The sequence below is a fragment of the Jiangella gansuensis DSM 44835 genome (assembly GCF_000515395.1).
In the GTDB taxonomy this organism is placed as follows: Bacteria; Actinomycetota; Actinomycetes; order Jiangellales; family Jiangellaceae; genus Jiangella; species Jiangella gansuensis.
Genome location: NZ_KI911782.1, coordinates 5,540,571 through 5,554,794, shown reverse-complemented (window position 1 = coordinate 5,554,794; position 14,224 = coordinate 5,540,571). Strand labels below are relative to the sequence as shown.

At 70.7% G+C, this 14,224-nt stretch carries 13 protein-coding genes; 7 read left to right on the top strand and 6 right to left on the bottom strand.

The genetic code is table 11. The annotated features are described in order from the left end of the window. Positions 1–20 precede the first annotated feature (20 nt). From JIAGA_RS0126305 to JIAGA_RS0126275, 7 genes are all read left to right on the top strand, one after another. Entirely contained in the window at positions 21–593 is a 573-nt protein-coding gene (locus tag JIAGA_RS0126305) for a type III secretion system chaperone family protein (protein ID WP_157553540.1), read from the top strand. Between the two features lie 187 nt (positions 594–780). After that, positions 781–1,515, top strand: coding sequence for a hypothetical protein (locus tag JIAGA_RS0126300; RefSeq protein WP_157553538.1), 735 nt, complete (start codon positions 781–783; stop codon positions 1,513–1,515). A 5-nt stretch (positions 1,516–1,520) separates the two neighbouring features. Next, positions 1,521–2,756 (top strand): J domain-containing protein, encoded by a 1,236-nt coding sequence (locus JIAGA_RS0126295; protein WP_026877967.1) that lies wholly within the window; start codon positions 1,521–1,523, stop codon positions 2,754–2,756. Positions 2,757–2,861: 105 nt separating this feature from the next. After that, positions 2,862–4,214: a CHAP domain-containing protein gene (locus JIAGA_RS33520; protein WP_051426537.1), complete on the top strand. Its 1,353-nt coding sequence runs from the start codon at positions 2,862–2,864 to the stop codon at positions 4,212–4,214. Then, entirely contained in the window at positions 4,211–5,059 is an 849-nt protein-coding gene (locus JIAGA_RS0126285) for a hypothetical protein (RefSeq protein ID WP_026877966.1), read from the top strand. The genes JIAGA_RS33520 and JIAGA_RS0126285 overlap by 4 nt, the downstream gene beginning before the upstream one ends. 76 nt (positions 5,060–5,135) lie before the next feature. After that, entirely contained in the window at positions 5,136–6,983 is a 1,848-nt protein-coding gene (locus tag JIAGA_RS0126280) for an FtsK/SpoIIIE domain-containing protein (protein ID WP_026877965.1), read from the top strand. Positions 6,984–6,993: 10 nt separating this feature from the next. Continuing rightward, on the top strand, positions 6,994–7,296 hold the full coding sequence (locus tag JIAGA_RS0126275; RefSeq protein WP_026877964.1) for a hypothetical protein: 303 nt from the start codon (positions 6,994–6,996) through the stop codon (positions 7,294–7,296). A gap of 92 nt (positions 7,297–7,388) precedes the next feature. Here the strand turns inward: JIAGA_RS0126275 and JIAGA_RS0126270 are convergent, their stop codons facing one another. From JIAGA_RS0126270 to JIAGA_RS0126245, 6 genes are all read right to left on the bottom strand, one after another. After that, complete coding sequence (locus tag JIAGA_RS0126270; protein WP_051426536.1) at positions 7,389–8,618, bottom strand: GNAT family N-acetyltransferase; 1,230 nt, start codon at positions 8,616–8,618, stop codon at positions 7,389–7,391. A 92-nt stretch (positions 8,619–8,710) separates the two neighbouring features. Next, complete coding sequence (locus tag JIAGA_RS35115) at positions 8,711–9,139, bottom strand: hypothetical protein (RefSeq protein WP_026877962.1); 429 nt, start codon at positions 9,137–9,139, stop codon at positions 8,711–8,713. A gap of 4 nt (positions 9,140–9,143) precedes the next feature. Continuing rightward, the gene (locus tag JIAGA_RS0126260; RefSeq protein WP_026877961.1) at positions 9,144–9,749 is read right to left on the bottom strand and encodes a hypothetical protein; all 606 of its coding nucleotides are present in this window, start codon (positions 9,747–9,749) and stop codon (positions 9,144–9,146) included. A gap of 102 nt (positions 9,750–9,851) precedes the next feature. Next, positions 9,852–10,601 (bottom strand): hypothetical protein, encoded by a 750-nt coding sequence (locus JIAGA_RS0126255; RefSeq protein ID WP_026877960.1) that lies wholly within the window; start codon positions 10,599–10,601, stop codon positions 9,852–9,854. After that, positions 10,598–13,390, bottom strand: a complete 2,793-nt coding sequence (locus JIAGA_RS0126250) for an FtsK/SpoIIIE domain-containing protein (RefSeq protein WP_026877959.1) — start codon at positions 13,388–13,390, stop codon at positions 10,598–10,600. The genes JIAGA_RS0126255 and JIAGA_RS0126250 overlap by 4 nt, the downstream gene beginning before the upstream one ends. 194 nt (positions 13,391–13,584) lie before the next feature. Beyond that, on the bottom strand, positions 13,585–14,079 hold the full coding sequence (locus JIAGA_RS0126245) for a hypothetical protein (RefSeq protein WP_157553534.1): 495 nt from the start codon (positions 14,077–14,079) through the stop codon (positions 13,585–13,587). Positions 14,080–14,224 lie beyond the last annotated feature (145 nt).

Genomic DNA, 14,224 nt, shown 5'->3' with positions numbered 1-14,224 from the left:
GCCGGAGGAGGAGTCCTGACGTGAGCCAACTCGACAGATTGCGTGCACAGCTTCCCATCGCGGGCGAGAACGGCCAGGGTCACCTGCCTGTCCGCAGCGCACCGATCACCCGGACGTCGGCTGCACCGGCCCGAACCGGTCAGGTCGCCGACAACGAGGTACGTGACCTCATCGCCGTGGTCCTGGACGACATGGAGGCCGAATACGTCGACGAAGACGACGAGTTCCTCGGTGCATGGGAGAACGGCGTCTTCGACTTCAGTGTCTTGGCGGACACCGAGGGCCGGTCCGAGGTCGTTCACGTGCACGGCGTGTGGGAGCGGGTGCTGCCTGCCGACGACTACGCGGCTGCGGCGATCTTCGCCAACGACTGGAACGCCACCCATGTCTGGCCCAAGGTCTTCGCGCAGCTCGAGGGTGACGTCGTCGGTATCCACAGCGAGCTCAGTGCCGACTTCGGTCCGAGTCCTACCGTCGATCAGATCGACCGGGTGATCAACGCGGGCATCGTCTCTTCACTCGCTGTCTTCGACAAGGCCGAATCGGCGTTCCGGCACGCGCGGCTGGTCGCCGCGGAGATCGACGAGGCATGACAGCACCTACCAAGTGAACCTAGGGTTGATCCATCACTGCAGTGGCGGGACGGGACGACAGCGCATGTCGGCATTGCAACGCAGGAGGCGTGACGCGCTGCGGCGGCGCACGGACTCTGAAATCGACCCTTCCAGGGAACCAGGGGAGTCCGCGTCGACTCTCGACGTCACTTTCGAGACAGACGTCGTGTCGGACTGGGAGACCTGGGAGCGGATCCCCGCCGACGTGCTCTTCGCGTTGGAGCAGGCCGACTGCGAACCGTTCGAACACATCGTCGCCGGTGCCAATGCCCCGACCGCGGTGCAGCGTGACGGACGACGAGTCGAGCTGGCGGAAGCGTGGGCGGTCGAGGACGACGCGTTGACCCTTGTCGAAGCGGTACGCCCCGCCGGGGTTTCCGCGGACAGCCCGTGGCAGCTGATGGTGCGGCGCTTTCCATTCGTGGGTGAGGTCAGGGACCGCGTTGGCACGCTGCCTGCCGATGCTGAGCACACCCGTGTCGACGGCAGGCCCGAGGACACTGGACTGTCCTCGCCAGGGGTTCTCGCTGTGCTGCCGCAGCCCGTACGCCGACAGGTGCATGACACGGTGCGCAAGCCTGCATACCAGGACGAGTTCTTGCTGCAGCATTCGAAGAAGGGCAAGCCCTGGAAACAGGAGGCCGGTGTGCTGCGCGCCACCGATCGGATGCTGATCGCGATTCGCGCATGCCGGGAGGTCGAGCCGCATCGGCGGTCGACGGTTCGCCATGCCGAGTCCGTCCTCGCCACCACACCGTGGCGCGTCCAGGCCCTGACGGCGCAGCTGGGGCCGGCGCAGACCGTTCACCTGTCCATGCCGGACCCGCCTCTCCCGCTCGCGGGCCAGGAACGGCGGGCGGCTCTCTTGCCCGCGTCGGATCAGCCGCGGCGATTGGGCTGACCCACATGTCCGAGCTCGATTACTACGAACTTCTCGACGTGTCGCCGACGGCGAGTCCGTCGGAGATCAAGGACGCGTACCGACGAGCGGTCCGCACGGCACACCCAGACGTCGGCGGCACCAGTGGAATGTTCCGCTTGATCACGGTGGCCTACGAGACGCTGAGTGATCCAGGGCGGCGCGCCGACTACGACTCCCTCCGTGGTCGCGGCCCGGAGTTCGAGCCCGGGCCTGTTCCGGAGCCGGACGTGGACCGCTCCTGGCAATCCACCGAGCGGCAAGCCGCGGACCCCGGATGGGGCGAGGAGACGACGTGGAGCGCGGAGGAAGCCACCGAGACGACCAAGCGCGTCCTGCCGGACCGGTTCGCGTACAGCCGCAACGGCCGCGTGACCTTCGTTGTGTTGGCTGCCGCCCTGGTGTCGAGCTTCGCCGTGGGGCTCGCGTTCCTCCTCTACGACCCCGGAGCACTGCGCCCCGAAGGGGCCGGACCGGACCTGCTCGGTTGGTACGCGGATCAGCCGGGGATCCGGCTCGCGGCGACGCTGGTGTACGCCATCCTGCTCGGCGTGGCGTGGGCGGACTCGTCGCGGGGTGTGATCGTCGCGCATGTCGTTCTCACTGTGACGATGGTGGCGTGGCCCATCGCGTACTGGGACATCGCGACTGGCGAGCGGTGGTGGTACCTCGCCGGCGTGGCCCTCTGGTTCACCTACAACGGCATGCTCGTGGCCTTCTTGATTTTGGGTAGCGCCCGACAGGACCGCTGGCGGTACGAGGGCAGCCGCGAGACACGCGAGCCGAGCACGCTGACGTCGTGGGCGCGTAGTGGACGAGGGACGGTGGCACTACGGGTCGGATACGCCGTGACCGCAGCGCTTCTCCTTGCGACCGCGTACGTCTTGGTGTTCGGGAGCGACGTGATCCGGCCCGATGCCGCTGGCCCCGACGCCCTCGGGTGGATTCTGGACTATCCCGTCGTCCTCGCGGTCGTTGCTGTCCTGTACAGCGGCCTGGCGTACATCTCCATCGGCTACCCGCCCAACGGGCTCGAATATCTGCACCTGCTGGTGGCGATCGGACTCATGAGCTGGCCGCTCGCCTACTGGGACCTCGCAACGGCGACCGAGCGGTGGACCTTCGGAGTGGTCGTCGTGACCTGGGCGCTTTACGTCGCGGCCTACTATGCGACGTCCTCGATCATCGACCGGCGACGGCCGACACCGGAGTGGAGTCGCTAGGCGCCCTTCCGTCCGCCTCCTGTGTCACAGAACGACGCTGCGCCTGACCTACATGGGTGTCCCCGACAAGCCGCCGTCGGGGGCGCCCGGGACGGAGGGCAGGGTATGGCACAGGGCTCGGTGGTCGCGGGCGCGGTCGCGGCGCGTACGCCGGCCGCTCCGACGCGCTCGCCGGGGGAGAAGAACACCGCGAAGAAGGTCCTGATGGCCATCGCGCTGGCGGCGGCGTTGAGCGTGGCGGGGGCGGCCAGCATCGCGTTCATCCCGGTGGCCACGGTCATGGCCATCTGGTGCGAGATCACCGAACGGGCGCCGGTCGGCGAGTGCAACATGCAGCCCGGCGGCAGTGTCTGCACCGGCGGCGCCACCATGGTGAACGTGCCGGAGCCGTGGGCTGAGATCTTCATCGCGGCCGGTGACGAGTTCCAGATCGACCCGGCCTACCTGGCGGCCATCTACCTGACCGAGAACGGCAACCAGTGGAAGCCGCTGGACACCGATTGGCCCAGTTCGACGTGTTGCCACGGCCCCATGCAGTTCAATCTCGGCGCGGGAACGTGGGATGCGTACAAGTACAGTGCCGACGGCGGTCCACCGGACTACATGGATCCGTGGGACTCCATGTACACGGCGGCCAACCTGTTCACCCACGCCGACGGCTTCTACGGCAGCGTCACCGCCGACACACCTCTGGGCGAGGTCGACAGGTGGGAGCCGGGCACGTTCGTCTACGCGTCCGCGAGCTACAACGCCGGCCCGTGGGGCAACTGGGACAACAACGAGACGCTGCGTTACGTCGAGAACGTGCACGCCTTGGTGTCGTCGAACTTCACCCAGGGCGGCACCGGCGACTACGGCCAGTACGCCACGTATCCGTCCCCCTATGGCATGGGTGTCGGTGAAGGCGGCGAGACAGGTGAGGACGGCGGCTGGACCGGCTGCGGCGGGGGCGTCGGCGGTGGGCTCGACGGCGTCGTGCAGATCGCCGAGCAGGAGTACGCGAAGGGCATCGCGGAGCAGCCGCTGGGCAGCAACTGCGGCAACCGCATCAGCGACACCTATATCGCCAACGGCTGCGAACAGTGGTGCGCGGACTTCGTGAGCTGGGTGTTCCTGGAGGCCGGCATACCGTTCCAGGCGGTACCGGGCACGTCACAGTACTTCTGGAGACACGACTGGCAGATCCCGGCCGTCATCGGGATGGAAGCGTGGTTCCGTGCCGGCGGACGCGATCAGGAGTTCATCCCGGTCACGAGCAGCGGCCCGGCCAAGCCGCCGCGGCCCGGCGACGTCATGATCTACTCCGGGCACGTGAGCATCGTGGTCGAGGTCGACGAGGCCAGCCGCACCCTGGTCACCGTCGGCGGCAACGAGAGCGACCGCATCCAGCGCTCGTCCGGCACGTTCACGATGGGACCGAGCGGCCCGGTGGTCGGCTACGGCCGGATGAACCTATGAACGGCCGGGCCTGGTCGCAGCGGCTGCTCGTCGTCGCGGCGGTGATGCTCGCCGTGGTCGGGATCGTCCTGGTGTTCACCGGCTCCGGCGACGACGGCAGCAGCTCCGGCTCGGCGGGGGTCACCGCCCAGCCCCGCGGCAGCGACGACACGACTCCGGACGGCGACGGCTCCGGGCCCGACGGTGACGGCGCGGACGGCAGCACATCCGCCGACGGAACGCCGACTGCCGACACGGGCGCGACCGACCAGCCCGGTTCCGGCACGGACAGCGAGCCCGCCGAGCCGGACCACGACGAGCCGCTGGCGCCGTCCGACACGCCCACCGCGGCGCAGACGCCCGCGCCCCGGCAGACCCCGACCCTGCCCCCCGGCATGCGCCTACCCGAACCGGCGGACGTGCCGGACCCGGCCATCGTCGACGGCAACGACCCGACCGCAGTCGTCGCCGCCGCGCTGACCGCGGCCTACAGCTTCGACACCGCGCACGACGCATCGGCTCGTGACGCGATGACCCGCGCCCAGGCCTGGCTGACCGACGAGTACAGCTCATCGTCTTACGACCTGGAAGGGCTCGAACAGGACGTGCAGCGCGACTGGCCGGTGTGGTCCGAACACCAGGCGTTCGCGTCGATCAGCTCGGTCGAACCACAGACCACCGACGTCGACACCCCAGACACGGCCACCCGCGCCGAGCGACGCTTCTACGTACGGATGACGCCCGTCGGCCGGGATGCCTGGAACGGCAGCCTCATGGTCCACCAGTGGTTCGCCTTCCTCACCCGCGACTCGGCCGCCGACCCGTGGAAGATCGTGGAACTGCAGACTCCCCTGGCGCACCGCTGAGGAACCAACCCTTGTCACAGCCGAGCCCCCAGGCGCACCTTCAGAAGTGAGGACCGACCGAGCGAGAGGCAGTCCCGTGGCGCAACACGATCAGGTGGACACCTCCGTCGGCGAACCCACGGCCGAGCCCGCCACCACGGAGGGGCGGTTCGCCGCGCGTCCGCCGGCGCCCACCATGAAGGGCTGGAGCCCGACGGCGCTGATCGCCAGCGCGGTGGGCATGGCCGTGCTCGCGGTCGCCCTGTGGGTCATCCTGGCCAGCCTCGGCCAGCCAGGGCTGGGTGTGCTGTTCATGCTGCCCGTGCTCGGCTGCGCCGGTTGGTTGTACGCGGTGGCGGTGCGTCGTCGTCTGCGCGGCGCCGTGATCGACGAGCTGGCGACGGCGCTGGCCCGCCATCTGGGCGTGCCGGACGCGTCCTACCTGGAACTGGACGCGCGACAGTGGCAGGGCGGCTGGGTGGGCGTGCCGCACGTGGTCAACGTCCAGTATCCGAGCGAGGTCGACGACACAGCACCGGACTGGTCGTCCGGCGTGGCCGAGGTGGTCCACGACCAGCTCGAGCACCGGTACATCGTCGGACGGCACAACATCCGCGGCCGCCGGGTCACCTTGCGCGATCCCACGCGAGCCACCGGGACCCTCACGCCAGACCCGGTCGGCCGGGAGGAACGTGCCCGTGAGGCCGTGCGGCGGGCGCTCCCGGAGCAGGTCAGCCGGCCGGTCCCGACGCAAGCGGATCTCTCGTCGTGGCTGGTGCCGCTCGGAGTCGACGCCACCGGCACCAGGGTCGGGTGGAATCTCGCCGGGCCGCAAGGCCATCTGCTGGTCCTGGGCCGGTCCGGATCGGGCAAGCGGGTCCTGCTCACCGGCATCGCGGTCGAGATCGCCGCCCGCGGCTGGCCGGTATGGGTCATCGACCATCGCCGGGTCGACCTGCTGGGAGTGCGCGACTGGCCGAACGTGCAGATCGTCGCCTCGACGCTGGATGACCAGATCGTGGTGCTCAACCAGGCGTGGCGCGAGATGGAAGGCCGCGTGGCGCTGGTGGAGAACGGCACCAGCCGGTCCGAGCTGGAGCCGCTGGTGGTGATCGTCCACCACTTCCGTGAGTTCGCCTCCGCCGTCGCCGACGCCGCCAACCGGGCGGGGCTCGGCGCGGGCTCCGCCGCCCTGGCGCTGGATCGCGTCACCGACTTGCTGCGGCACGGACGGCAGGTCAACGTCTACCTCGTGCTGAGCCTGCAGCGCGCCGACGACTCACTCCTGCGCGAGGAGAGCCGGGACGACCTCGGTGCGGTCGTGGCCCTGGGCCGGCTCGACGGCAGGGCCGCATCGGCGCTGTGGGGCAGCCGGGCGCCGGACAACGAATCAGCCGAGGCCGTACCCGGCCGGGCGATCGTCCAGACCGGCGACGCGCCACCCGTCGTCGTCCAGTGCTACTGGACCCCGGACCCCCGCGAAGCCCGCCGCAGCAACGACGAGCAGGAGCTCCACCTGCTGGACGCGCTACGGCCGAACCTGGTCACCCACCCGGTACTGCACGTGCGGCGGTCGCGGGCGCTCACCGAGAGCCCTGAAGCCGCATGGCGGCTCAACCTCGATGCCGAGCTGGCCGAGGGCTTCGGCACCGCCGCCGGCCTCGCCGACTGGAGCCGCGCTCGGTCCACGGTCCCGTCCGGTGGCACCGGTGGTGTCGACGCCACCGGCTGGTCGGAGATGATCATGGTCTCGCAGGTGCAGCCGGGCAATCTGGTCCGCCTCGACGACGACCACGGCTGGGTCGTCGTCGAGCAGGTCGAGCCGGTCGAGAACGACGGCACCAGCCTGCTCGTCCACTGGCGCGGCAATGACGGCGCCGGCTCCGACGTGGTCTCCCGGACCCGCGCGGTCCGCATCCGGCATCTCAACGACGGCGTCTATTAGGGGGCGTTCTGTGGCTGACTCCGTCTCCGACAACGACCTGTTCATGATGTTCCTCGCCGCGCCACTCGCGCTACCGATCGCCGCGCCGCTGGTGTTCGGCGCATGGGAAGAGGGCCGGGAATGGATGATCGATCGCGGCTTCATCGCATCGCCCGATGACGTCGTGTGGGCGGTGCCCGGCTGGGAAGGCGCCGGCATCGGCGGTGCGCACGTCGTCCTGTTGGTCTGCCTGATCGTGCTGATCCTCGCTGTCGGGTCGATGCTGTCGCGACGGCAACGCAACAAGAAGATCGACACCGAGGGCTGGGGCTGACCGCAGCGACGACAGCCGACAGCCGACGGCGGTCCAGCCTTCTGAGGACCGGCCCGTCGGCTACCGGTGATCGCAGGCTCCGAGCCCGAAGATCAGAAGATCTCCACCGTGGACGGCGCCCGGTGCCAGCCGAACGCGGCCGACGCGGCGGCGACGGCGCCGGACGTCAGCTCGGTGATCAGGCCGCCCGCGGCCAGCGTCCCCGCGGAGACGCCACCGAGATAGAGCGACCCGAGCTGCCGGATGTCCAGGGCGAGGTCCGGCTCGGCGTCGGTGCGTTCACAGCTGGCCGCGGCGGAGTCGCCGACCAGTCGCCACCGGCCGGCGTTCTCACCGAAGGTGGAGTCCGACACGTCGAGCACCAGGTCGACGGGGGCCGCGTACCGGCGCGCGGTCAACGCGCCCGGCACGTCGAGCACCCGGATCCACAGCGCGCCGCCCTTCGTCCCATCCAGCCCGTCGGGATTCGTGACCAGGTGCGTCAGCGGGTCGTCGACGGCGGCCTGGCCGTACCTGACCGTGCGAACGAGGTCGATGGACAGCAGGAAGCGCCACAACCCCGCGTATGCCTCGGGCGTCTCGGCGACGATCTCGGTCACCGAGACCTCGCCGTCCGGGCCGGTGCTGTTCCAGCCGCTCTTGGTCCGGTAGCGGGCGTAACCACGTACACCGCCGTCGTCCTCGTAGAAGACGGACCGCTCGGCGGTCATGCCGCGCCGCCAGCTCTTGGGGTCGGCGGTGAGGTAGTCCCACCACGGTCCCGGTCGGCTGGACAGTCCGGGCCGCTGCGCGAGCACCCGGTCGTAGACGGCCCGGAGATCGGCGATCGCTTCGGCGGACACCGCGTGCCGCAGCCGTACCCCGTCGGGCACGTCGCCCGGCAGCGCCGTGCCGCGGGTCGGGATCTGGTACGACACCCGCCACGACGCCAGCCCGTACCCGAACCGGCCGTAGATGGCTCCCTCGCTGGCCCACAACACGGCGACCGGCTCGGTGCCGCGCTGGCGCGACTCGGTGAGCATGGCGTTCATGACCGACGTCAGCACACCGCGCCGGCGGTGCGTCGACGCCACCGCGACGCCGGTGACGTGCGCCGCGGGGATGACCGCGCCCGGGACGGTGAGGTCGCGCGTCAGCACACCGCCCGTTCCGACCAGCACCCCGTCGTCGGCGACCACCTGGGTCCGGTCCGGCTCGAAGACCTTCCGGAAGTGGCCCGAGGTGTCGTCGTCCGGGTCGTCGAGGAAGGCTCGGCTGATGAGCGTTTCGAGTTCGGGGTAGTCGTCGTCGGTCGCGGTGCGTAGTTCCAGGCTATTCGTCACCGTCCCTGTATAGGGCATGGCAGTGCCACCTGACCATGCCTTTTCACGCCGGTGCCGAAGCGGGCGCGGCCACGTGCCGGCGGCTCGCGGGGTCAGCCGCTCGGGCCGAAGCCCGTCATGCCGGTGGAGCCGCGGTGACCGTCGCGGCCGCGATCGTGGAGCTCTTCGGCATGGTCGAGGCGGGCTCGCTTCTTGGTGACGGCATCCAGCTCGGCGCGCACCTGGTTGATGGCTCGCATGATGAGCTTCTTGATCTCCCCCCATCGCTGGAGCAGGGCCTTGACCGCCGCCGTGCACGCGGAGGTGACGCCCGCCTCGATGCGGGCCGGGATGGGTTTGTCGTCAGCACGTGGCACCGCGTCGTGTGCCTTCCGGACGATCCGCCGCTGCAACGCCAGCACTCCTGCCTGGCTTTCCTGCGCGCCCTTCTCCGCCCGGCCGAGCGCTTCCTCCAACGCGCGCAGCGTGGTCTTCAGCACGTGGATGCGGTCATCCAGCTCATGCTTGCGTGCGATGGACACGGCGTCACCGGCGCACGACGTGCACGGCTTCCTGACCGCGGTCGCGCACGGCCCGGGCAGCGGTGGGAATGACCTGGCCGAGCCGCTTCTTGGCCTGTCCGAGCGTGCCGGCGACGTCGTTCGCCCCCTTGCGGATCTGCTCACCACTGGTGAGGATCTGCTGGGTGCTGCCACCGACCTGCTGAGCGCCGGCGGCGACGCCGTCGACCGCCCGTTCGAGCGCCCCGGCGCTGGTGCGCAGGCTCTCGGTGAGTTGGGTGACCTGGGCGGCGATGGGCCGGACCTGTGGCTCGAACGCGGCCGCGAGGTCGGCGTCGCCGCGCTGCAGTTGGTCGCAGGCGCGGTCGAGCACCCTGGCGCCGTCCTCGGTGGCCGCGGCGGCTCGCTCGAGCTCGGCGAACCTCGCGCGCGCCGCCTCAGCCTTGGCGCGCAGCCGTTCGGTGGCCGCCCGGGCCTCCTCGGCCGGACCACGCAGCTCGTCGAGCGCCTCGACCGCAGCGAGCGCCTTCTGTTCGAGGTCGGTGAGACCACGCGAGGTGTCCTCGCCGCCGCGGGTGAGACTGGTGGACACCTCGATGAGGTTCTCACCCGATTCCTTGATGCCCGGCATGCTGGGCCGCCTTTCTCCGCGTCCGTGGCCGCGCCGTCGGCGGGCCGCTTGCCCCTGTAGGTGCGTGTGGGGTGCCGATTGTGACGGGTGGAGGGGAACGGATCAGAGCGAGCCGGCGGCGATGTTCACCGCGGCCAGTCCCACCGCCGCGGCCGCGGCGACCACACCGCCGTATCGGGCCATCGCGATCGGGTCCGGCCGGCGCGACAGCCCCGGTCCGGTACACACCCGGCCCAGGCGCCGCGCCGCCGCCGTCGTCAACGCCGTCGCCACGACTGCCACCGTGCAGACGGCCAGTAGGGCGAGTGACGCCGAACCGGACATCCTGGTGCCGAGGACGGCCATCGCCAGGGCCGCGACCACACCCACCGCACCGGTGGCGACAAGAACCACCCGCCGCGACTGCTCGTCGTGTCCGTCGAACCACTGAATGAACTCGGACTCGGCCGCTCGCAGTTCGTCGCGGCGGCGGCCGAGTGAGGTCAGCGCCATGCCGACATCGGATCCGCCGGTCCGGCGCGCCAGGTCGCGACCGCCGGGAGAGCTGCCGGACGGCTCCTCGGGCGGAGGCAGACCGTGGACGGCGCGGACAGCCGCCGTGTGTTCGAGCCCGGCCTCCGCGGCGGCGCCGGCCCGCTCGATGCGGCGCAGCCGGCCGGCGGTGGTGACTTCGAGCCGTTCGGTGTCTTCGCGGGTGCCGGCTTCGTCGTTGCGCAGGAGCTGCTCGGTGCTCTGCACAGCGGACGTGAAGCGCGACAGCGTGGCGCAGTAGGCGCGCATGGCCGGACCGCGGGACGGTTGGTGCCGTTGGCCGGAGCCGTCGGCGGTGGTGGGGTCGAGGTCGGTGGTCATCGAAGTGCCTCGCGCGTACCGGCCACGGCCGTCGGCGACACCGGCCGGGCATCCGGGAGCCGCTCGCCCAGCTGCAGCGGATCGATCAGCACCGGCTCACCCGTGCCGGCGAGGTCGTGGAACCAGAACCGCCCGCGTGCGGCGGCGAACGGTGGACGCTGCCCGATGAACGCGGCGGTGTCGATGAGGTCGGCTCCGGCGTCGGCGCGCAACTGCAGCCGCTCGCCGTGCGGACCGAGCTTGCGGTGCCGCTCCGGAGTGTCGAGCCAGATGAGCGGGAACACGGACTGAGACGGCGCGGTGCCGCACAGCCAGTTGAACGGATGCGGGTCGTCGCCGTAGTAGGGCGCCTCGGCGGTGGAGTACTGCAGGCCGAGCAGTGCGACGAACGTGGGCCCGGTCGCCCGGGTGGCCAGCTCGGGCAGCTGCTCGAGCTCGTCCTCGCCCACCGTGACCACCCGAGGGCCGAGCCACGCGGTGAGCTGGTCGAGCGGCCGGCGGCCGGGGATGCCCTGCGGTAGGAGGTCGACGACGACGAAGCCGGCGTGGTCGCAGCTGGGTTGTAGCGCCAGGGCGGCGAGCATGGCACTGATGGCGCCGACGGCGCGCAGCTCGTCCCGGCCGGCCAGCAGCAGGCCCCGGCCGTCGCCCGGTCGAGCCGGGACACCGACCAGAGGTGGTTCCACCCCGACCGGCGCACCGAGGTGGATGGTCGGCTCGGCGGTGGCCGCCAGCGCGCCCGCGACGTCCGCGACGTCGACCGCGCCGGTGCCGCGGCTGACGCGGATGCGCGGGTTGCTGCCGTCGCGGACGAGGACCTCGTTGCGGATGCGGTGACGGTCGTCGGCGTCGAGCAGGCCGGCCTGGAACAGCTGGTCGGCGTCCTTGTCGCCGCGGGCCTCGTTGAGCACGCCGGAGCCGCGCCGGCCGGTGTCGAGGCGGTCGCGGACGGTGCGGTCGAACAGCAGGCTCAGCTCGTCGGGCTTGCACCGCAGGCCGACCCGCAACTCGAGCTGGTCGAAGACGGATGCCTTCTGCGAGCCGCGCCCGGTCCCTACGGAGTTCAGGCTCTGGGTGGCCAGCAGGACGTGGATGCCCTGACTGCGGCCCTGTTTGACCAGGACGTCGAGGGCGTCCCAGGCGGCGTCCTCGGTGGGCCCGGTGAGCATGAGCTGGAACTCGTCGGCGACGAACAGGACCCGAGGGAGGACTTCGCCGGTGACCTCGCGGTACTGGGCGATGTTCTTGATCTCGTGGCCGGTGCGGATCGACGCCTCCTTGAACAGGCGCTTGCGCCGGGCGTCGACGGTGAGCAGATGACGCAGCACACCCAGCGCGAAGGTGGCGTCGGCCTCGATGCCGACGGCGCGCACGTGTGGCAGCGCCGGACGGCCGGGCCGCGGTGCGTACTCGGCGAACTCGACGCCCGCCTTCATGTCGAGCAGGTAGAGCTCGAGCTCCTCGGGCGGGTAGCGGCGCACCAGCGCGTGGATGAACGCGTGGAGCAGGGTGGTCTTGCCGGAACCGGACGGTCCGACGACGATGCCGCCGATGGCGACGTCCTCGGCGTCGCCGACCCGCAGCTCGACGGAGGAGCCGTTGGCGCTCTGGCCGACGGTGGCACCGATCGTGGTCAGTGTGCTGCCGGTGCCGGTGGCCTGGCCGGCCAGCAGGTCGGTCAGCACGACGGGCCGGTTCACGCCGCGGCGGACGGCCGGTGCGAGCACCGTGGTGAGAAACCGGTGCTGGGCCGCGCCGGGCGGGTTGGGGCAGCGGATGCGGGCGTTGTGGTGCAGGACCGGCGGCGACGACTCCCAGGTGGCGCCGCCCTCGTGGTCGACGTGGATGTGCTCGGCGTTCTCGAGCAGATCGGCCAGGACGACGCCGCTGGGCAGGTCGCGGCCGGCGTCGATGACAGCGATGACGGCGACGCCGCAGCGGTTGCCGGTGCGAGCCAGTGACCAGAGCTGCTGGGCGTCGTCGGCGACGAGGTTGGGCCCGAGCCCGGCGGCCAGGACCAGCGCGCATGGGATGCCGCCGGCCGCCCCCGCGTGCCAGCGGGCGACCAGGGAGTCGTCGTCGCCGAGGAGAACCTGGCTGTTGAGCCGGTGGACGTGTTCGCGCAGCGCGCGCAGCTCCGCGGCGATCTCTTCGTGGGTGGCCCGGATGCCGCCGGCCACCAGGGGGTCGGGGAGCCGGCTCAGGATGCCGAGGTTCTGGCCGAGGCCCCCGGGGTCGAGCAGGTGCACGCGCAGCGAGCCCGGAAGGGCGGCGGCCAGCGCCCGGGTGACGAACGCCTGGGCGAGGTTGTGAGCCGGCGCGGCGCCGCCTGGGGCGTGCGTGATGACGACGTTGCCGCCGAGTGCGGGCAGCACGAACGGCAGTTCCACGATGCTGCTGGGGGAGGCCAGCCCGAGCGTGGCCACCCGGACCACCTGGGTGACGTCGACGGGTTCGTCGTAGGCCTCCGCCCAGACCGGTGAGTCCCAGCCGGCGTGGGCATAGCCGGGACCGCGCTCGAGCAGTTCGGCGATGTCGAGCCGGACCCGGTCGGCGGAGGCGAACAGGGAGGCTGTGGAACGAGCCTGACGGCGGCGGGCCGCCGTGGCGAGCTCGTGTTGGTCCTCGGCCAGCTGGCGACGCTCACGCTCGGCGGCCGACGCGGCCAGCGTGCGCAGGTGCCGGGCGGCGTGGTCGGCGGCTTCGACGGCGTGGACGAGCCGGGCCGGGCCGTCGTCGTCCACGGCCGGGCCACGGAAGAGCCCGGTGCGGAGGGCGGAAACGCGCATGCCTGCTCTTCCTCCCGGTCCAGGTGCCTGTCTCCTACGAAAGTGCGCAGAGTGGGCACTCTGTGACCGGCGGGCGCGAGGTCGTGGCGGTGAGGTTCCGGGGCGCCCCGGGCCGGCGCACGCATGGGCGCGCGGGCACACCTGATGGTCGAGCGTTCGAGAATGGTCCGGAATGTCCGTGGATGTGAACTCGGTCAGCGGTATTCGTCGTCGCCGTCGTCGGGAACTCGGACAAAACGCTCCAGCATTTCTGCCTCAGTTTCCCATTCCGGGTACTTGACCAAGATCGAACTGGTTACGATGCCCGCGAGTAGTCCGACACCGAACACCCAGAGGTCGCCAGAGAACCACCCCAGAAGCCCGATCGTCCCAGCAGCCGTCAACGCCCCTTGGCCGATCACCGTGGCCCAGCCCGCCACGTGATCGTTGTCGCGGCGGCGGGCGATGAAGTCGACACCGCCGCAACCCAGGCCGATGACCGCCACCGGGACGAAGGCGTCGTGCAACGGCGCGATGCCACCGAGGTCCAGCAGCGTCGCCACCGCCGCGAGGACGATCGCCACGATCGACGCGATCATGGTGCCGATGCCGAGCAGCAACAGCTTCGTCTGCCGCACCGCCATCGAGGTGTATGCCTCGACGGCGGCGTTCTCGGCGTTCAAGAAATCATCTCTGTATTCCATGTACACCTCTTCGCCATGGCGCCCAGGAGCCCCAGTCACTGACACGGTAGGTGTCCCAGCAAGGACTTCCGTGACGAGATGATCCGGGAGATCGTGGCCGTCGGCAAACGGAGCGGATCCTTTGAGTGGATATGCCATTCAATGACCGAAG